19 protein-coding genes are annotated in these 18744 nt (G+C 70.6%); 8 read left to right on the top strand and 11 right to left on the bottom strand.

The features are described 5' to 3' along the window. The first annotated feature begins 40 nt into the window (after positions 1-40). Positions 41-1630: an LCP family protein gene (locus ABZ880_RS12255; protein WP_361260562.1), complete on the top strand. Its 1590-nt coding sequence runs from the start codon at positions 41-43 to the stop codon at positions 1628-1630. 37 nt (positions 1631-1667) lie between these two features. Here ABZ880_RS12255 and ABZ880_RS12250 read toward each other — a convergent pair whose 3' ends face one another. Beyond that, positions 1668-2711: a glycosyltransferase family 2 protein gene (locus ABZ880_RS12250; RefSeq protein WP_361260474.1), complete on the bottom strand. Its 1044-nt coding sequence runs from the start codon at positions 2709-2711 to the stop codon at positions 1668-1670. Positions 2712-2959: 248 nt separating this feature from the next. On the opposite strand from ABZ880_RS12250, the gene ABZ880_RS12245 reads away from it, so the two are divergent. Then, positions 2960-4324: an LCP family protein gene (locus tag ABZ880_RS12245; RefSeq protein ID WP_361260560.1), complete on the top strand. Its 1365-nt coding sequence runs from the start codon at positions 2960-2962 to the stop codon at positions 4322-4324. A gap of 18 nt (positions 4325-4342) precedes the next feature. On the opposite strand, the gene ABZ880_RS12240 is transcribed toward ABZ880_RS12245, so the two are convergent. Next, positions 4343-4900 carry an acyl-CoA thioesterase gene (locus ABZ880_RS12240; protein WP_361260472.1) on the bottom strand — a complete coding sequence of 186 codons (558 nt, stop codon included), beginning with the start codon at positions 4898-4900 and terminating at the stop codon, positions 4343-4345. Between the two features lie 119 nt (positions 4901-5019). Between ABZ880_RS12240 and ABZ880_RS12235 the strand changes: the two genes are divergently transcribed. Together ABZ880_RS12235 and ABZ880_RS12230 are read left to right on the top strand one after the other, a co-directional pair. Continuing rightward, positions 5020-6318, top strand: a complete 1299-nt coding sequence (locus ABZ880_RS12235) for an LCP family protein (RefSeq protein ID WP_361260470.1) — start codon at positions 5020-5022, stop codon at positions 6316-6318. Further along, complete coding sequence (locus tag ABZ880_RS12230) at positions 6311-6940, top strand: HAD-IA family hydrolase (protein ID WP_361260468.1); 630 nt, start codon at positions 6311-6313, stop codon at positions 6938-6940. Before ABZ880_RS12235 ends, ABZ880_RS12230 begins: the two co-directional genes overlap by 8 nt. Here the strand turns inward: ABZ880_RS12230 and ABZ880_RS12225 are convergent. The 4 genes from ABZ880_RS12225 to ABZ880_RS12210 all read right to left on the bottom strand — a co-directional run bounded on the left by ABZ880_RS12225 (position 6933) and on the right by ABZ880_RS12210 (position 10032). Beyond that, the gene (locus tag ABZ880_RS12225) at positions 6933-7745 is read right to left on the bottom strand and encodes a class I SAM-dependent methyltransferase (protein ID WP_361260466.1); all 813 of its coding nucleotides are present in this window, start codon (positions 7743-7745) and stop codon (positions 6933-6935) included. The genes ABZ880_RS12230 and ABZ880_RS12225 overlap by 8 nt on opposite strands. Then, complete coding sequence (locus tag ABZ880_RS12220) at positions 7742-8254, bottom strand: CbrC family protein (protein ID WP_361260464.1); 513 nt, start codon at positions 8252-8254, stop codon at positions 7742-7744. Before ABZ880_RS12220 ends, ABZ880_RS12225 begins: the two co-directional genes overlap by 4 nt. Before the next feature lie 69 nt (positions 8255-8323). After that, positions 8324-8686 carry a four-helix bundle copper-binding protein gene (locus ABZ880_RS12215; protein ID WP_361260462.1) on the bottom strand — a complete coding sequence of 121 codons (363 nt, stop codon included), beginning with the start codon at positions 8684-8686 and terminating at the stop codon, positions 8324-8326. Positions 8687-8874: 188 nt separating this feature from the next. Next, positions 8875-10032 carry an acyl-CoA dehydrogenase gene (locus ABZ880_RS12210; protein WP_361260460.1) on the bottom strand — a complete coding sequence of 386 codons (1158 nt, stop codon included), beginning with the start codon at positions 10030-10032 and terminating at the stop codon, positions 8875-8877. Between the two features lie 212 nt (positions 10033-10244). Here ABZ880_RS12210 and ABZ880_RS12205 point away from each other — a divergent pair, with 212 nt between their 5' ends. Then, entirely contained in the window at positions 10245-11588 is a 1344-nt protein-coding gene (locus tag ABZ880_RS12205; RefSeq protein ID WP_361260458.1) for a UDP-glucose/GDP-mannose dehydrogenase family protein, read from the top strand. A gap of 102 nt (positions 11589-11690) precedes the next feature. Here ABZ880_RS12205 and ABZ880_RS12200 read toward each other — a convergent pair whose 3' ends face one another. Next, on the bottom strand, positions 11691-12191 hold the full coding sequence (locus ABZ880_RS12200) for a CGNR zinc finger domain-containing protein (RefSeq protein WP_361260457.1): 501 nt from the start codon (positions 12189-12191) through the stop codon (positions 11691-11693). Positions 12192-12288: 97 nt separating this feature from the next. On the opposite strand from ABZ880_RS12200, the gene ABZ880_RS12195 reads away from it, so the two are divergent. Beyond that, positions 12289-12648, top strand: a complete 360-nt coding sequence (locus tag ABZ880_RS12195) for a VOC family protein (protein WP_361260455.1) — start codon at positions 12289-12291, stop codon at positions 12646-12648. After that, the gene (locus ABZ880_RS12190) at positions 12605-13063 is read left to right on the top strand and encodes a VOC family protein (protein ID WP_361260454.1); all 459 of its coding nucleotides are present in this window, start codon (positions 12605-12607) and stop codon (positions 13061-13063) included. The genes ABZ880_RS12195 and ABZ880_RS12190 overlap by 44 nt, the downstream gene beginning before the upstream one ends. A 9-nt stretch (positions 13064-13072) precedes the next feature. Here ABZ880_RS12190 and ABZ880_RS12185 read toward each other — a convergent pair whose 3' ends face one another. The 4 genes from ABZ880_RS12185 to ABZ880_RS12170 form a co-directional block, all read right to left on the bottom strand. Next, on the bottom strand, positions 13073-14158 hold the full coding sequence (locus ABZ880_RS12185; protein WP_361260453.1) for a dipeptidase: 1086 nt from the start codon (positions 14156-14158) through the stop codon (positions 13073-13075). A 130-nt stretch (positions 14159-14288) separates the two neighbouring features. Next, on the bottom strand, positions 14289-15482 hold the full coding sequence (locus ABZ880_RS12180) for a dipeptidase (protein WP_361260558.1): 1194 nt from the start codon (positions 15480-15482) through the stop codon (positions 14289-14291). A 5-nt stretch (positions 15483-15487) separates the two neighbouring features. Continuing rightward, positions 15488-16027, bottom strand: coding sequence for a 5-(carboxyamino)imidazole ribonucleotide mutase (gene purE / locus ABZ880_RS12175; RefSeq protein ID WP_361260451.1), 540 nt, complete (start codon positions 16025-16027; stop codon positions 15488-15490). Next, the gene (locus ABZ880_RS12170) at positions 16024-17163 is read right to left on the bottom strand and encodes a 5-(carboxyamino)imidazole ribonucleotide synthase (protein WP_361260449.1); all 1140 of its coding nucleotides are present in this window, start codon (positions 17161-17163) and stop codon (positions 16024-16026) included. Before ABZ880_RS12170 ends, purE begins: the two co-directional genes overlap by 4 nt. Positions 17164-17398: 235 nt before the next feature. Here ABZ880_RS12170 and ABZ880_RS12165 point away from each other — a divergent pair, with 235 nt between their 5' ends. Continuing rightward, positions 17399-17929 carry a GtrA family protein gene (locus ABZ880_RS12165; protein ID WP_361260447.1) on the top strand — a complete coding sequence of 177 codons (531 nt, stop codon included), beginning with the start codon at positions 17399-17401 and terminating at the stop codon, positions 17927-17929. Positions 17930-18744 lie beyond the last annotated feature (815 nt).

Genomic DNA, 18744 nt, shown 5'->3' with positions numbered 1-18744 from the left:
AGAGTTGGCGCGGAGCAGCGTTCCCGCGGTCGAGGACACGATGTCCCTCACTCCGCAGGGCAGCGAGAGGGTGCCGGAGCAGCGGCGCGGCGGCAGTGGCGGAGGCCGGCGAAGACGCGGCGGCCAGGGCGGTGACCGGGGGCGCCGCGGGCGCCGGATACTGCGCTGGTCGGCGATGGTCCTGGCGGTGCTCATAGTCGGCACCGCGGGCGCCGGCTACCTCTACTACCAGCACCTCAACGACAACCTCAAGAAGGACGACCTCAACATCGGGGACAAGAAGGACCGCGCGGCCAAGTCGAAGGCCAACGCCGCCGGGCAGACCCCGCTGAACATCCTGCTGATCGGCTCCGACGCCCGCGACTCCGCGGAGAACCAGAAGCTCGGCGGCGCGAAGGACACGTACAACACCGCCCCGCGCGCGGACGTGCAGATGCTGCTGCACGTCTCCGCCGACCGCACCAACATGTCGGTCGTCAGCATGCCGCGCGACACCCTGGTCTCCATCCCCAAGTGCACGGACCCCGACAGCGGCAAGACGTACGCGTCGAGCACCTCCACCATGACCAACGCCTCGCTGGAGCGCGGCGGCCCCGGCTGCACGGTGGCGACCTGGGAGAAGCTGACCGACATCCACATCGACCACTTCATGATGGTCGACTTCTCCGGTGTGGTGTCGATGGCGGACGCGATCGGCGGTGTCCCGGTCTGCGTGGACGCCAACATCTACTCGCACACCTCCTCCGGCCACGGCTCGGGCCTGAAGCTGAAGAAGGGCACCACCTCGATCAAGGGCAAGCAGGCCCTGCAGTGGCTGCGCACGCGCTACGGCTTCGAGGACGGCAGCGACATCGCGCGCACCAAGGCGCAGCACATGTACATGAACTCGATGGTCCGCCAGCTGCGTGAGAACGCCACCCTCAGCAACCCGGGCAAGCTGCGCAGCCTCGCCGAGACGGCCACGAAGGCGCTGACGGTGGACGACGGGCTCGGGACCGTGACGAAGCTCTACGACCTGAGCAAGGAGCTGAAGAAGGTCCCCACCAAGCGCATCACCATGACGACGATGCCGTGGGTGTACTCCTCGGACGGCAACCGGGTGCTGCCCAAGCCTACGGACGCGTCGAAGCTGTTCCGGCTGGTCCGCGAGGACATCGCGCTGGACGGCAAGGACAAGAAGAAGTCGAAGAAGACCACGACGTCCTCGGACCCCGCCGCCGCGGACGACAAGATCGCCGTACAGGTGCAGAACGGCACGAAGAGCAGCACCCTCGCCCCGGTGAGCGGGCGGGCGAGCGCCGTCGCCCAGCTGCTCGTCGGCAAGGGCTTCGACGAGGCCGAGGCCGACTCCTCGACCCTGCTCAGCGAGGACGAGACCGTGATCCGCTACCCGAGCGCCGACCTCGAGGGCGACGCCCAGCGGGTCGCCAAGGCCCTCGGCATCCCGACGAGCCAGGTGGAGAAGTCCACGGACGTGAGCGGCGTCACGCTGATCGTCGGTGCGGACTGGCGCTCCGGCGCCAAGTACACGGCCGCGGACGACGACGACACGACACCGGAGTCGGCGAGCGCCCTCAACGGCTCGGACACCAAGGCGTGCATGCACGTCGACCCGGACTACACCTGGTAGTCCGGGTCGGTACGGGTCAACAGAGGCCCTGCGGTGCTCAGTTGGAGGCGAGCACCGCGGGGCGGCGGGACGCGATGACCCGCTTCGCCAGCGACTTCGGGCTGGTCAGGAAGCCCCAGCCCCAGCACATGTGCATGGTGGCGAGGGCGACGGGGATCTGCAGCCGCGCCTTCAGCGGCAGCCCCTTGCCGGCCGGGACCGAGCCGAGGGCGATGGCCGCGAGATAGCCACCGGGGATCACGAAGCCCCAGGGGGTGACCAGGGCACCGAGGACGATGCCCGCCGCTATCGCGAGGACCGCGGTCGGCGGCGCGAGGTAGCGCAGGTTGATGGAGCCCTCGTGGTAGCGCGCGACGACGTGCCGCCAGCGGCCGTAGTCCTTGTACTGCTTGGCCAGCGCCTTGACCGAAGGCCTCGGCCGGTACGACACCTTCAGCTCCGGCGAGAACCAGATCAGCCCGCCGGCCTCGCGGATGCGGAAGTTGAGCTCCCAGTCCTGGGCGCGGATGAACTCCTCGTTGTACCCGCCCTGCTGCTCCAGCGCCTCGCGCCGGAAGACACCGAGGTACACGGTCTCCGCCTCGCAGGCGGCGCCTCCGGTGTGGAAGACCGCGTTGCCGACCCCGATCTTCGAGGTCATGGCGGCGGCGACCGCGTGCTCCCAGTCGTTCTCGCCCTCGGCGTGCATGATGCCGCCGACGTTCTGCGCGCCGGTCTCCTCCAGGAGCCGTACGGCGGTGGTGATGTAGTTCGGCGAGAGCATGCCGTGGCCGTCGACGCGGACGACGATCGGATGGCGGGAGGCCTTGATCGCGGCGTTCAGGGCGGCGGGCGTGCGACCGGTCGGGTTCGGGACGGTGTGGACGCGCTTGTTCTTGTTGGGCGCAGTTTCGGCGACGAGCTCGGCGGCGATCTCGTCCGTACGGTCCGTGGACGGACCGAGGGCGATCACGACCTCCATCTCGCCGGCGTACTCCTGCGCGAGGATCGCTTGGACGGCTCCGCGCAGATGCCGCTCCTCGTTGAGGACCGGCATGATCACAGACACGGCGGGGAGCTGCACGTCGGGATTGGCGTTCATAGAGGGCTCACGTTACCGCGAACGGGGGACAGCTCTGCGCCCCGCCGGGGCGGTGGCCCGGGCCACAGATCGTATGGGCCTACGGTGCTCACGATCCCACGTACGGCCGCCGCCCGGAGGTGTCTCCCTTGCCCACGCAGCCCCGGTCCGCCGCCCCGGCCCGCCCGCAGCGCCGCCCCCAGCCCGTGCGCGCCCCGCAGCAGCGCGCGCCGCGGCCCCCCGTACGGCGGAAGAGGCCACGCTGGGCGATGCGGGCCGTGACGACCCTCTCCGTGGTCGTCCTCGCCTCCGCCGGGATCGGGCACGCGGTGGTCTCCAGCCTCGACGCGGACATCGCGCGGGTGGATCCCTTCAAGGACATGAAGAACCGTCCGCAGGCCGGACACGGCATGAACGTCCTGCTGGTCGGCACGGACGGCCGCGACAAGATCAGCGTGCAGGAGCGGCACCGCTACCACCTGGGCGGCGCCCCCTGCCACTGCACGGACACGATGATGATCGTGCACATCTCGGCGGACCGGGAGCGGGCGAGCGTGGTGAGCCTGCCGCGTGACTCGTACGTCACTACGCCCGAGCGCGTCGACGAGGCCGGCGGGAAGAAGGAGCCCGGCCACCCCATCAAGCTCAACGCGGCGTACGCGGAGGGCGGCCCGAACCTCACGGTGCAGATCGTCGAGGACATGACCCACGTGAAGATCGACCACTATCTGGAGGTCGACTTCACCAGCTTCATGAGGACGGTGGACGTACTGGGCGGGGTCGCGGTCTGCACCGCCGTACCCCTGAAGGACTCGTACACCGGACTCGACCTGCCCGCCGGCACCCGCACCCTGATGGGTGGCCAGGCCCTCCAGTACGTCCGCGCCCGCCACCTCGACGGGGCCTCCGACCTCGGCCGGATGAAGCGTCAGCAGCGCTTCCTGGCGGCGCTCATCGAGCGGGCCACGTCCTCCGGGATCCTGCTGAACCCGATGAAGTTCCGGGACGTGACGCGGGCGGTGCTGGGCTCGGTCCGCGCCGACAAGGGCTTCGGCACCGACGAGTTGCTGGACCTGGGCCGGGCGATGCGCAACTTCTCCCCCTCGTCCTCGGAGTTCACGACGGTGCCCATCGGGCAGATGGGATACCCCGTCAAGGACATCGGCTCGACCGTGAAATGGGACACCGCCAAGGCCGACCGGCTCTTCCGGTCCCTGCGCGACGACAAGCCGCTGGCCGTGCAGCACGGGCGGCCCGAGACGGTGCAGGTCGACGTGGACCCGCGGCAGATCCACGTCCAGGTCGAGAACGGCACGCCCAAGGACGGGCTCGGCAAGCGCGTGGACGCTGCGCTGGCGGCGACGGGCTTCCTGACGACCCGGATGCCGGCGGCCGCGGCCCAGCGGACCGTGAAGCGGACCGTCGTCGAGTACGACCCTCGCTGGGACCGCTCGGCGAAGTCGCTGGCCGCCGCGCTGCCCGGCAGCGAGACGCGGCCGGTGAAGGGCCTCGGCCCGATGCTGAAGGTGATCGCGGGCGCCGACTTCAAGCAGGTGCAGAAGGTACGGGCGGAGGACCCGGACCAGGGCGAGCCCGGAGTGGTGACCGGGGACCAGGTGACGTGCCCGCAGTAGCCGCGGTGCCGCAGGCTCTCAGTCGTCGAGGCCCTCGGCTGCCCGCTTCTCCCGAAGTTCCATGATCGCCCGCCGCCTCGCCAGCCGGTGTGTCCGGCGGATCTGGGCCTCCTGGTAGCGGCGCTTGTCCTTCTCCGTCTCCGGCAGGACCGGCGGCACCGGCCGCGGCTTGCCGTCGGCGTCGACGGCCGCGAAGACGAGGTAGGCGGAGCCGACCTGGGTGGGCGGGGTGGACTCGTTCCACCGCTCGGCCAGCACCCGGACCCCGACCTCCATCGACGTCCGGCCGGTCCAGTTGACCTGGGCCTTCACATGCACGAGGTCGCCGACGCGGACCGGCTCCAGGAACGCCATCTCGTCCATGGACGCGGTGACCGCGGGCCCGCCGCTGTGCCGGCCGGCCACTGCGCCGGCCGCGTCGTCCACCAGTTTCATGATCACGCCGCCGTGGACCGTGCCCAGAAGGTTGGTGTCGTTGTGGGTCATGATGTGGCTGAGCGTGGTCCGGGACGCCGAGGTGGGCTTGCCGGGGATATCCGGAGTGTCCGATTCCGCGACGGGGGCCTGGTCTGTCATGGCGTCCACCTTATGCCGAGGTGACATCTGCGGACTTTGTGTTGGGTTCGCAACAGCAGTGCCCTGATTTTCCTACGACCCTTGTAATGGACGTAGTCGCGCCCTGCACACTGGGGCCCATGAATGACTGGCCCGAGGCATGGTCCGACGACAACCGCAACCGGTACGGACGCGGCAGCGCCGGCGCACCTGAAGGTGCGCGCGCGATGCGGCAGGTCCGCCGGCCCTCCTCGGGCGCGTACGGGGGCTCCGGCCAGTCCGCGCCGCCGTACGGCGGGCGGGTTCCCCAGCAGCCGAACTACGTCGACGGCCAGGGGTACGGCGGCGGCTACGGCGACGACACCGCGGCCGACAACGGCTACGACGGCTACAACACCGGCCAGGTGTACGGCGGCGGGAACGGCGGCCCCGGTGGACCGGGCGGCGACCTGCGGCCGCGGCCGAACTGGCGGCGCCGCATCAAGTGGACGGCGATCACGCTGGTGACGGTGCTGGTCGTGACGTCCGTGGCTACCTACTTCTGGGCCGACTCCAAGCTGCACCGCGACGTCGACCTCTCCACGGTCATCGACCGGCCGGAGGCGGGGGACGGCACGAACTACCTGATCGTCGGCTCCGACAGCCGGGCCGGGCTGTCCTCCGAGCAGAAGAAGAACCTGCACACGGGGTCCGCTGAGGGCAAGCGGACCGACTCGATGATGATCCTGCACGTCGGCGACAGCGGCGACACACTGATCTCCCTGCCCCGCGACTCGAACGTGACGATACCGACGTACAAGGGCTCCACCTCCGGCAAGACCTACCAGAGCACGGGCCGGCAGACGAAGCTGAACGCGGCCTACGCGGAGGACGGCCCGACGCTCCTCGTGCGCACGGTCGAGGCCAACATGGGTCTGCACATCGACCACTACGTGGAGATCGGCTTCGCCGGCTTCGCGAACATCGTGGACGCGGTCGGCGGTGTCGACATCACCATCGACAAGGCGTTCAAGGACAAGTACTCGGGCGCCGACTTCAAGGCGGGCAAGCAGACGCTGAACGGCGAGCAGGCCCTGGCCTTCGTCCGTACCCGGCACGCCTTCGCGGCGAGCGACCTGCAGCGCACCAAGAACCAGCAGAAGTTCCTCTCCGCGCTGGCCCACCAGGTGGCGACCCCGTCGACGGTCCTGAACCCCTTCAAGCTGTACCCGACGATGAGCGCCGGCCTGGACTCGCTGACGGTCGACAAGGACATGAGCCTGTGGGACCTGGCGTCCATGTTCTGGGCGATGAAGGGCGTCAGCGGCGGTGACGGCATCTCGATGAACATGCCGATCTCCGGCTCGACCGGCGGCAACCTCGTCTGGGACAAGGCGAAGGTGAAGACGCTGGTGAACGAGCTGAACAACGACCAGAAGGTCACGGTCTCGAGTGAGTGAGCAGCCCGGCAGAGCCCCGTTCGACGCGGTGCTCTGCGACGTGGACAACGTGATCCGGCACTACGACCCCGCCGGGCTGCACGCCTTGGAGCGGGCCGCCGGGCTGGCCGAGGGCACGACCACGAAGGTCGCCTTCGCGCCGGAGCGGGTCGAGCCGATGGTGCTGGGGCGGATCGACCAGCAGGAGTGGGTGCAGTCGATCGCGGAGGGCCTGGCCGGGCTCGTGCCGGAGGAGTCGACGGCGTGGGAGCTGGGCACGGCCCTGCTGGAGTCGCCGTTCGCGGCCGACGAGGCGGTGGTGTCCCTGCTGCGCCACGCGCGCACCCGGGTGCCGGTGGTCCTCGTCAGCAACGCCACTCTCCGCCTGGAGGACGACCTCACCGCGCTCGGCCTGGCCGACCTCGCGGACGACGTCGTCAACAGCGCCCGCGTGGGCCTCGCCAAGCCGGACCCGCGCATCTACCGCCTGGCGGCGGAGTCGGCCGGCGCCCGCCCCGAGCGCTGCCTCTTCGTAGACGACAGCGAGGAGAACACCGAGGCGGCGGCCGCGCTGGGGATGCAGGCAGTGCACTTCCACACGGCGGCGGACCTGGAGCGGGCACTGCAGCCACTGTTCAGCTGAGACGCCCGGAGGCCAGCAGGGCGGTACAGGGCAGCACCAACTGCCCCTGGAGGTCCGCGAATTCGGCACTGAGACGCTCGTAGACCTGCTTGATCCGTACGACGGTTTCGGGGTCCTGCGCCGTGATGACGCGCCCGACGTTGCCGATCCCGGCGGCGGCCCCGCTCCACCACTCCTCGACGCCGGCGCGATGCTCCCAGCCGACCTCGACGCACCGGGCCTCGCCGAGACCGGCGTCGGCGAGCAGCCGGGCCACGCCCTCGGCCGTACGGTCGAAGTCCTCGCCGGGATCGAGTCGTGGCAGCCACTCCGGTGGCACGGCCCCCGCGGCCTCGCAGGCCCGTCCCAGCAGCTCCATCCCGGCGTTCCGCCCACCCCAGAGGGTCAGGGCGACCCGCCCACCCGACCGCAGCACCCGCTGCACCTCCGCCAGTGCGGCACGTGGCCGGCCGACGTGGTTGAGGACGAAGTTCCCTACGGCGGCATCGAACTCGTCGGCCGGGAATGGCAGTTCGGGCAGTACGGCGATCCGAGCGTCGACCCCTCGCGCTCTCGCCGCCTCGACCATGCCCGCGTCGGCGTCCACGGCCACCACCCGCGCCCCACGGCCCTGCGCCGCCAGAGCCGCCGCCCCGGTCCCGGTCCCGACGTCGAGGACGTACGCCCCCGGCGCCACCCCGGCCGCGTCCAGCAGCGCCTCCACCGGGTGGGCACACAGCCGCGCGAAGCTCCCTGCGTACGCCTCGGCCCGCCCGCCCCACATCTCCCGCTCGGCCGCGTCGAAGGCCTCGGTCGCGCTCGTCATGTGAAGTCCGCGTAGGCCAGGTGCCGGGCACAGTGCCGGCAGCGGAAGAGGTAGGCGGTGGGCTGGTCGTCGGCGTCGAGGGCCGTGAGGAAGGTCTCGTCGAACTCCTCGGCGAGGTGCTCCAACGCGTCCGGGTACGGCCGGAGTTCGCGGGCCCCCGCGCGGCCGAGGAAGACGGCCGCGTCGTCGCAGTGTGTGAGCCGGCGTTCCTGCTGCCAGCCGGCGAACCCGGGGGTGCGCTGCTCGACCGTGCGCACGATCTCCATCGGCACCCGGCCCTCGACCTCCGTGAACTGCGCCTCGTAGCGCTCGGCGGCGCTGCCGTCCGCGAGGCACCACGGGCACAGGGCGTCGTCGAGGCCGTCGTCCACGGCGTACACCGGCCCGGGGTAGATGTAGCCCCGTCGGCGCCCGCAGCAGACGCACAGCGCGTCGGAGGCCCTGACGCATCCCGTGGCCAACGGGTCCGGGTGGTAGGGGAATTCGGGCAGCGGATCGGAGTCGGTCATGGGGGTCAGACTGCCCGACACGGATCAGGGGCACCCAGCGGGGTGCCCCTGGAACCGGTCGGCCGGTCGTCACATCGTGGCGCCCGCCATCGTGCGGCACATCTCGGCGCAGCGGCGACACGCCTCCGCACAGCGCATCATCTGAGGGTCGTCCGGCATGGACATACACGCCTCGGCACACATGTCGCAGGCCTTGGCGCACATCGCGCACATCTCGGCGGACAGCGGCGAGCGGCGCATCATCATGTCCGCGCACATACGGGTCATCTCGGAGCAGTCGATGAGAGCGCGCATGATCTGCATCTGGGCCTGGCCGCCCATCTGCATGCAGGAGCTCATGGTCTCCTCGCAGATGCTGTGGCACGACATGCAGGCCTCGACGCAGTCCTGCATCTGCTTGCTCATGGCGCTCATGGGTCCGGTCTGGGTCATGGCTCCTCCTCGGAGACTTCAGGGGTCCGGGGCGGGCCCCGTGCCCTTCCGTCCTACGCCCGCCCGCAGTCCGGCGCCATCGGGCGGACGCGAACAATCCACTACGAACCCCCCACCGTCAAAGCGACAAAAGCCCCCGGAATCACTCCGGGGGCTTCGCCGTCACTAGGCCGATCGGTAGGCCGCGGCTACGGCAGGTTGCGCGCCATGACGATGCGCTGGACCTGGTTCGTGCCCTCGTATATCTGCGTGATCTTCGCGTCGCGCATCATGCGCTCCACCGGGTAGTCCCGGGTGTAGCCGTACCCGCCCAGCAGCTGCACCGCGTCCGTGGTGACCTCCATCGCCACGTCCGAGGCGAAGCACTTGGCCGCCGCGCCCTGGAAGGTCAGGTCCTTGTCGCCGCGCTCCGAGGCCGCCGCGGCCTGGTACGTCAGCGCGCGGGCGGCCGAGACCTTCATGGCCATGTCGGCGAGCATGAACTGGATGCCCTGGAAGTCGGCGATCGGCTTGCCGAACTGCTTGCGCTCCTGGACATAGCCCTTGGCGTAGTCGAGGGCGCCCTGGGCGACACCGAGGGCCTGGGCCGCGATGGTGATGCGGGTGTGGTCCAGGGTCTTCATCGCCGTCGCGAAGCCCGTGCCCTCCTCGCCGATCATGCGGTCGGCGGGGATGCGGACGTTGTCGAAGTAGACCTCGCGGGTCGGGGAGCCCTTGATGCCGAGCTTCTTCTCGGGGGCGCCGAAGGAGACGCCCTCGTCCGACTTCTCGACGACGAAGGCGGAGATGCCCTTGCTGCGCTTCGTCGGGTCGGTCACCGCCATCACCGTGTAGTACTCGGAGACGCCCGCGTTGGTGATCCAGCGCTTCACGCCGTTGAGGATCCAGTGGTCGCCGTCGCGGACCGCCTTGGTCTTCATGCCGGCCGCGTCGGAGCCGGCGTCCGGCTCGGAGAGGCAGTACGAGAACATCGCGTCGCCCTTGGCGAGCGGCGTCATGTACTTCTTCTTCAGGTCCTCGGAGCCCGAGAGGATCACGGGCAGCGAGCCCAGCTTGTTCACGGCCGGGATCAGCGACGAGGAGACGCAGGCGCGCGCCACCTCCTCGATCACGATCACCGTGGCAAGGGCGTCCGCGCCCGCGCCGCCGTACTCCTCGGGTACGTGCACGGCGTGCAGGTCATTGGCGACCAGCGCCTCCAGGGCCTCCTGCGGGAAGCGGGCCTCCTCGTCCACCGCGGCGGCGTGCGGCGCGATCTTCGCCTCGGCCAGGGAGCGGATGGCGTCGCGGAGCATGTCGTGCTCCTCGGACGGGCGGTACAGGTCGAAGTCAGCCGATCCGGCCAAGGTTTCTCACGCTCCAAGGACGCTTCTGACGCACTGTGGTGATGGCGCTAATTACCGTTAAGTAACTCAAATTTTAGGGGGCGGCTCACGGGAGTGATACGTGAGCTTGGCGACAGCGGGCAGGCTGCCCATCAGTTGCCCGTGGGAAGCCCTTCGAACGCCCCGGATATGCTCGGGCAGCGCAGCAAACTCCGCACCCGTCTGGAGCATCCATGAGCCTCAAGATCACCGTGATCGGCACCGGCTACCTCGGCGCCACGCACGCCGCGGCCATGGCCGAGCTGGGCTTCGAGGTGCTCGCTCTCGACGTCGTACCGGAGAAGATCGAGAAGCTGGAGCGGGGCGAGGCCCCGATGTTCGAGCCCGGTCTCGAGGAGCTGCTGCGCAAGCATGTCGCCGGGTTCGAGGGGTCGACCGGGCGGCTGCGCTTCACCATGGACTACGCCGAGGTCGGGGCGTTCGGCGACGTCCACTTCCTGTGCATCAACACCCCGCAGAAGCACGGCGAGTACGCCTGCGACATGTCGTACGTCGACGCTGCCTTCGCCTCGCTGGCCCCGCATCTGACGGGTCCGGCCCTCGTCGTCGGCAAGTCCACGGTGCCCGTCGGCTCGGCCGACCGCCTGGCCGCCTACCTCGCCGCGAACGCACCGGCCGGCGAGGACGCCGAGCTGGCCTGGAACCCGGAGTTCCTGCGCGAGGGGTTCGCGGTGCAGGACACCCTGCACCCGGACCGGATCGTCGTGGGTGTGCGCAGCGAGCGGGCCGAGAAGCTGCTGCGGGAGGTGTACGCCACCCCCATCGGCGAGGGGACGCCGTTCATCGTCACGGACTTCCCGACCTCCGAGCTGGTGAAGACCTCGGCCAACTCCTTCCTCGCCACCAAGATCTCCTTCATCAACGCGATGGCCGAGATGTGCGAGGCCTCGGGCGGTGACGTCGCCAAGCTCGCCGAGGCGATCGGTTACGACGACCGGATCGGGAAGAAGTTCCTGCGGGCCGGCATCGGGTTCGGCGGCGGCTGTCTGCCCAAGGACATCCGGGCGTTCATGGCCCGCGCCGGCGAGCTGGGTGCCGACCAGGCGCTGACCTTCCTGCGCGAGATCGACTCGATCAACATGCGCCAGCGCGGGCAGATGGTGGAGCTGGCCCGGCAGGTGCTCGGGGGCGGGCCCTTCCTGGGCAAGCGGGTCGCGGTGCTCGGCGCCACCTTCAAGCCCGACTCGGACGACGTACGGGACTCCCCCGCGCTGAACGTCGCCGGGCAGATCCACCTCCAGGGCGGCCAGGTCACCGTCTACGACCCGAAGGGCATGGACAACGCCCGCAAGGTCTTCCCGACGCTCGGCTACGCCGACACCGCGCTGGACGCGGTGCGGGGCGCCGACGTCGTCCTGCATCTCACCGAGTGGCGGGAGTTCCGCGAGCTGGACCCGGCGGCGCTCGGCGAGGTCGCGGCGGCCCGGGTGATCCTCGACGGGCGCAACGCGCTCGACCCGGCGCTGTGGCGCAAGGCGGGGTGGACGTACCGGGCGATGGGCCGCCCGACCGCATAGCCGCGAACGACGCCGGTTCGGCCGAGGCTCAGTCGGCCGAACCGGCGTCTTGTTGCATTCTGCACCACCGGCCTGTGCCGCGGCCGGTGAACTCCTTCTGAACTACTTCGCCCGATACCGGCGCATCTTCGCGCGCGCCCCGCACACCTGCATCGAACACCAGCGGCCGCGGCCGGCCGGGCTGCGGTCGTAGTACGCCCAGTGGCAGGTCTCGGCCTCGCAGGCCTTCAGCCTGAGCCAGGTGCCGGCGACCAGGGCCTCGGCGACGGCGGCGGCGACGCGGTAGTGCAGGGGGCGTGCGTCTGCGGGGGCGAGGGCGGCCGAGCCGTCTCCGGCGTCGATCGTCACGTGCAGGGGCGCGGCGGCCAGCAGGTCGCCCAGGGGCGTCACCGTGGCGTGCGGCGGGTGGCCGGCGTGGGCGAGCAGGACCGCGCGCAGCGATTCACGCAGTTCGCGCGCTCCCGGCACCTCCTCCTCCGTGAGCCCGAGGCGAGCGCGGCCGTCCGCCGTCTCGAGCGCGTCGGCGCCCGACTCGACGTCCAGGGTGTTGACCAGGGACTCCACCAGGGCCAGGCCCGCCGGTGCGGCCGATCTCTCACTCATGCTTGCGACGTTACCTCCAATGAGGCAGCATACAGTAACCGTTACCGGTTACCCAACTCTATGGGTAACGTGGTTTCGAGGAACTCAAGGAGGAGTCATGGCTCTCGCAAAGCTGGGCGTAGTCGTCCTGGACTGTCCCGACCCGCGCGCACTGGCCGGTTTCTACGCCGAGCTGCTCGACGGCACGGTGGAGGGCGAGGGCGAGTGGGTCGACCTGAAAGTGCCCGGCGGTCAGTCGCTCGCCTTCCAGGCCGCGCCCGGGTTCGTGGCCCCGCAGTGGCCGGCCCCGGACCGCTCGCAGCAGTTCCACCTGGACCTGACCGTCGAGGACCTGGACGCGGCCGAGGCGGGCGCTCTGGCGCTCGGCGCGAAGCCGCTGGACGCGACGGACCGCTCGCGCGGCTGGCGTGTGTATGCGGACCCGGCGGGGCACCCGTTCTGCCTCTGCGCCTGCTGAACCGGGAGGACCCGTCGTGACCGTGGCACGTTTCCGATCCGTCGTACTCGACTGCCCCGATCCGAGCGCGCTCGCCGGCTTCTACGCCGGTGTCGGGGGCGGCACCCCCGAGAAGGAGGACGACGACTGGGTGGTCCTGCAGATCCCGGGCGGGCCGCGGCTCGCCTTCCAACGGGCCGAGGGCCTCACTCCGCCCGAGTGGCCGCGCTCGGACCGCAACTCGCAGCAGTTCCACATCGACTTCGACGCCGGGGCGACCTGGGCGGAGATCGACGCGGCGCACGAGAAGGTGCTCGCGCTGGGCGCGCGGCCGCTGGACCTGGAGGACCGGGAGAAGAAGGACTTCCAGGTGTACGCCGATCCGGCGGGGCATCCGTTCTGCCTCTGCCGGGTCGAGCCCGCCGACCGCGTCTGAAGGACCTGGTCACCCGTCCAGGTCGGCGATCTTCGCAGTCGACGGATCCCGGCGCTGCTGGGTGGCGCGGGCCGTGAAGTCGGCGCTGCGCAGGACTCGCTGGACGTTTCCCCAGGTCAGCAGGGCGATTTCAGGCTCGGACCAGCCGCGGTGCAGAAGCTCGGCGATGAGGTGCGGATAGCGGGAGGCGTCGCCCGGGTCCTGCGGCTGTGCGGTGTCGGTGTCGTAGGTGCCGGACAGGCCCACGCACTCCGGTCCCGCCACCTCGCGGACGTGGTCGAGATGGTCGGCGACATCGCGGACGGACGGGCCGGTCTGGTCGGCGGTGAGCGGCACCATGCACAGGCCCTTGGCGGCGCCGAGCTCGGCGAGCAGCTCGTCGGGGAGGTTGCCCGGGTGGGCGCGCAGGGCGCGGGCGGCGGAGCGGGTGAACAGGACCGGCGCCTTGGAGACCACGAAGGTGCGGCGGACGGTGGCCGCACCGGCGCCGGAGAGGTCGGCGAGGACGCCGAGCCGGTTCATCTCCCGTACGACCTCCTCGCCGAACCGGGTCAGCCCGCTCTCGCCCGCCCAGGACGTGCCGGACAGGGTCAGGACGCGCAGGCCGAGCGCGTGCAGGGCGCGCAGGGTGCCGAGGGAGTCGCCGAGGGCTGCGGCCTGGGCGGGGCCGAGCAGGACGGCGACCCGGCTGCAGTTGCGGGCGTCGGTGGCCTGCCCGGCGGTGTGGACGAGACGCAGGCCCTCGGGGTGGGCGTGCACGACGGTGTTCACGACGTCGAGCTGCTCCAGCGTCGCACCCACGGCCCGGAGCCCGTCGACGCCCTCCGGCAGGTGCAGCGACCAGAACAGCGCGCCGACATGGCTCTCGCGCAGCCGGGGCACGTCCGTGTCGAGTGCGCTCTCGCCGAGCTCCAGGTCGTACCAGGGCAGGCTCCGCAGCGCCCACGGCGGTCCGCTGTGCCCGTCGGCGACGGGATACGCGTCGAGGATGGCGTGGGCACGCTCCAGGGGCACGGCGTCCGGCTCCGATACGGGCAGGGCGTCGTGCTTGCTGACCTCGGTCCGGGTGGGCCGTTCGTCCTGGAGGTCTGCCATGGCTGGCTCCGTACGTCGGGATCGTCCGGGGGTACGGTCACCGTCGCACGGAGCCGAGGGGGCTTCCTGGTGGGTGCGGCGTTCGGGGGTCCGCCGGTTCAGCGACCCCGGGCCGCCCCGCCCTCGAAGCTCAGCCGCTCTCGCCGTCGAGTTCCTCGATCGTGGCGTTGGACGGCGAGCGGGTCGCCTGAAGGCCGCGGGCCACGTCCTCGGCCGCGCCCAGCACCCGTACCGAGTTCTGCCAGGTCAGCTTGGCCAGGTCCGGCTTGGACCAGCCGCGGTCCAGCAGCTCTGCGATCAGGTTCGGGTAGCCGGAGACGTCGTTCAGGCCGTCGGGTGTGAAGGCCGTGCCGTCGTAGTCGCCGCCGATGCCGAGGTGGTCGATGCCCGCGACCTCGCGCATGTGGTCGAGGTGGTCGGCGACCGTCGAGACCGTGGCGACGGGGCGCGGGGTGCGCTCCTCGAAGGCGCGGTGGACCTTCATCGCCTCGGCGGTGGTGTCGAGGTGGTGGAAGCCGTGCGCACGCATGTTCTCGTCGGCCTCGGCCGTCCAGTCCACCGCCGCCTGGAGCACGAACTTCGGCACGAACGTCACCATCGCGACGCCGCCGTTGCCGGGCAGTCGCTCCAGTACGTCGTCCGGGATGTTCCGGGGATGGTCGCAGACGGCACGGGACGAGGAGTGCGAGAAGACCACCGGGGCGCTCGTCGCGTCCATCGCGTCCCGCATCGTCGTCGCCGCCACGTGCGAGAGATCGACCAGCATGCCGAGCCGGTTCATCTCCCGGACCACCTCGCGGCCGAAGGCCGACAGACCGCCGACGTTCGGCTCGTCCGTCGCCGAGTCCGCCCACGCCACGTTGTCGTTGTGGGTGAGCGTCATGTAGCGGACGCCGAGCGCGTACAACCCCCGTAGCGTGCCGAGGGAGTCGGCGATCGAGTGGCCGCCCTCCGCGCCCATGAGGGATGCGATACGGCCGTCCCGGCGCGCCGACTCCATGTCGGCGGCCGTCAGCGCGGGCGCCAGGTCCGCCGGATACCGCGCCAGCAACTGCCGTACGCAGTCGATCTGTTCGAGCGTCGCGGGCACCGCGTCCGGGAGGTCCGAGCGCACGTACACCGACCAGTACTGCGCGCCTACGCCGCCCTCGCGCAGGCGCGGGATGTCGGTGTGCAGATGTGCGTTCTGGTGTACGGCGATGTCGCGGGCGTCGAGGTCGTAGCGGACCTGCTTGCGCAGGGCCCAGGGCAGGTCGTTGTGCCCGTCGACGACCGGGAACTCGGCGAGGAGCTCCCGGGCCGCCTCCAGCGAGGCGGAGGTCATCGCCGTCACTTCCCCGAGCCGAAGCCGAAGCCGTTCGACCCCTCGACCTTGGCGCGCAGGCGCTTGCCCTTCTCGGTGGCCTGGTCGTTCAGCTCCTGCTGGAACTCCCGCATACGGCCGAGGAGTTCCTCGTCGTGGGCGGCGAGGATGCGGGCCGCGAGCAGACCGGCGTTGCGGGCGCCGGCGACGGAGACGGTCGCGACGGGCACACCGGCCGGCATCTGCACGATCGACAGCAGGGAGTCCATGCCGTCCAGGTACTTCAGCGGCACCGGGACGCCGATGACCGGCAGCGGCGTCACGGAGGCGAGCATGCCCGGCAGGTGGGCGGCGCCGCCGGCACCCGCGATGATCACCTTCAGACCGCGCTCGGCGGCCTGTTCGCCGTACGCGATCATCTCGCGCGGCATGCGGTGGGCGGAGACGACGTCGACCTCGTAGTCGATCTCGAACTCGTCGAGGGCCTGGGCAGCCGCCTCCATGACGGGCCAGTCGGAGTCGGAACCCATGACGATGCCCACGACGGGGCCGGCAGCGGTGGTCATTCGGTGATCGTGCCTCTCAGGTAGCCGGCTGCGTGACGTGCGCGCTCGAGGACGTCGTCCAGGTCGTCGCCGTAGGTGTTGACGTGGCCGACCTTGCGGCCGGGCTTCACGTCCTTGCCGTACATGTGGATCTTCAGCTGGGGGTCGCGGGCCATGCAGTGCAGGTACGCGGAGTACATGTCCGGGTAGTCGCCGCCGAGGACGTTGACCATCACGGTCCACTTGGCGCGGGGGCGCGGGTCGCCGAGGGGCAGGTCGAGGACCGCGCGGACATGGTTGGCGAACTGGCTGGTGATCGCGCCGTCCTGCGACCAGTGGCCGGAGTTGTGCGGGCGCATCGCGAGCTCGTTGACGAGGATGCGGCCGTCGCGGGTCTGGAACAGCTCGACGGCGAGGTGGCCGACGACGTCCAGTTCCTTGGCGATGCTCAGGGCCATCTGCTCGGCCTTGAGCGCCAGCGTCTCGTCGAGGCCGGGGGCGGGCGCGATCACCGTGTCGCAGACGCCGGCCACCTGCTGGGACTCCACGACGGGGTACGCGACCGCCTGGCCGTGCGGGGAGCGGACGACGTTCGCCGCGAGCTCCCGTACGTAGTCGACCTTCTCCTCTGCGAGCACGGGGACGCCGGCGCGGAACGGATCCTCGGCCTCCTCGGCGGAGTCGACGACCCACACGCCCTTGCCGTCGTAACCGCCGCGGACGGTCTTGAGGACGACGGGGAAGCCGTCGCCCTCCGCCGCGAAGGCGGCCACGTCCGCCGGGTCGGCGACGATGCGGTGCCGTGGGCACGGCACGCCGATCGCGTCGAGCCTCGCGCGCATCACGCCCTTGTCCTGGGCGTGCACGAGCGCGTCGGGGCCGGGGCGCACGGGGATGCCGTCCGCCTCCAGGGCCCTGAGGTGCTCGGTGGGTACGTGTTCGTGATCGAAGGTGATCACGTCGCAGCCCCTCGCGAACTCGCGCAGCGTGTCGAGGTCGCGATAGTCGCCTATGACGACATCGCTCACGACCTGCGCCGCGGAATCCTGAGGGGTGTCACTGAGGAGCTTGAACCTGATGCCGAGCGGGATGCCTGCCTCGTGTGTCATACGAGCGAGCTGGCCTCCGCCGACCATGCCGACTACGGGGAACGTCACGCCCCTAGGGTATCGGCCGCGCCGGGGCGACCGATTTCCGGCCGTTTTCCGGGACTCTTACCCTCCCCTTCCCGGACCTTTCCCCTCTTTCGCCTCTCTTTCCACGCTCTTCCCGACCTGTTTCCGACCTGTGAGCTCATCCACAGGCGTTTGCGGAGGGTGGTGGTTAGCATGGCTGAGTTGACGAATCCGATAAACGACGTCGGAACCTACCCGGACGGGGGCCTTCACAACCATGGGACGCGGTTCCTCGGGGCTTCGAAGGCTCGCGCACGAGATCGCCAAGTTCGGTGCGGTGGGTGCGCTCGGCACTGTCGTGAACTTCGGCGTCTCCAACCTGCTGTGGCATCTGACCAGCCTGCAGGCGGTGCGCGCGAACGTGATCGCCACGGTCGTCGCGATCGGCGTCAACTATCTGGGCTTCCGCTACTTCACGTACCGGGACCGCGACAAGAGCGCCCGCACCAAGGAGCTCAGTCTGTTCCTGGCCTTCAGTGCGGTGGGCCTGGTGATCGAGAACGGCATCCTGTTCGCCGCGATCTACGGCTTCGGCTGGGACAGCTCACTGGAGCGCAACATCTTCAAGGTCGTAGGCATCGGCCTCGGCACACTGTTCCGCTTCTGGTCCTACCGCACCTGGGTCTTCAAGACCCTGCCGGCCCGCGACGCCGTGGCCGACGCGGAATCGTTCCTGGAGACGGCCGAGGCAAAGACCGGGGTCGAGGTCGAAGTCCAGCGCCCGAAGGCGAAGCAGCGGGTTAGCTGAGACCTGGGGGCGAGCGGGCCGTCACGGCCAACGGGCCGTCACGGCCAACGGGCCGTCACGGTCGGCGGGCCGTCGGGCTGGCTGGACCCGACGGTCATCTGGACGTGACCAGCCGGATCCTGCGGCCGCCTGACACCCTGCGGTGGACTGACCTGGCTATCACTGACGTCTGGCGGCTGGTCAGTTTCCGGCGGCCTATTTGCTCTCGCCGGTGAGCTGTCCCCCGGTGGGCGGGCGGCGCCCCGCGGTCGAGCGCCCGAAGCGTCAGCGGAGACCTGGCTGCAGGCCAGCCCCTGCGGCTGGCCGACTCCCGGCCGGTAGTCCACTGACCCGGCGGCTTTCGACGACCTACTCGCTCTCGCCCCTGGGCTGCCCGGCCGCCAGCCGGCTCCCGGCGACCCGCGCGCCGGTAAGGCCAAGCAGCGCGTTGGCCGAGAGCTGGCGACGGGCGGGCCGTCCCGGCCACTGGACCCCGTGGTCGGCCGACGCCCTGCGGTGGACTGACCTGGCGGTCGCTGACCCCGGCGGCTGGCCGGCGCCCCCACTAACGCTCAGCGACGCACTGGCCCCTGCGGCCGACCAATCCCTGGTGGGCGGCGATCCGCTGTTCCGGCAGCCGATCGGACCCCTGCGACTCACCCACTCTCACGAAGCCCGGCGACCCGTTGCCCCAGCCGCCCGCTGACGCCCGGCCGAATCCTCCCGGCGCCCCGCTGACGCCCGGCGGCCAACCACCCTCCGGTGGCCGAACCGGCTTCCGGCGACTGCCGCAGCAGCTTCCTTCCGGCGCCCTATATGCACCCTGCGCCCCACTC

The organism is Streptomyces sp. NPDC047043 (assembly GCF_040644055.1).
Lineage (GTDB): Bacteria > Actinomycetota > Actinomycetes > Streptomycetales > Streptomycetaceae > Streptomyces.
The sequence above is the reverse complement of the archived record's forward strand: the minus strand, read 5'-3'. Positions and strand labels throughout refer to the sequence as shown.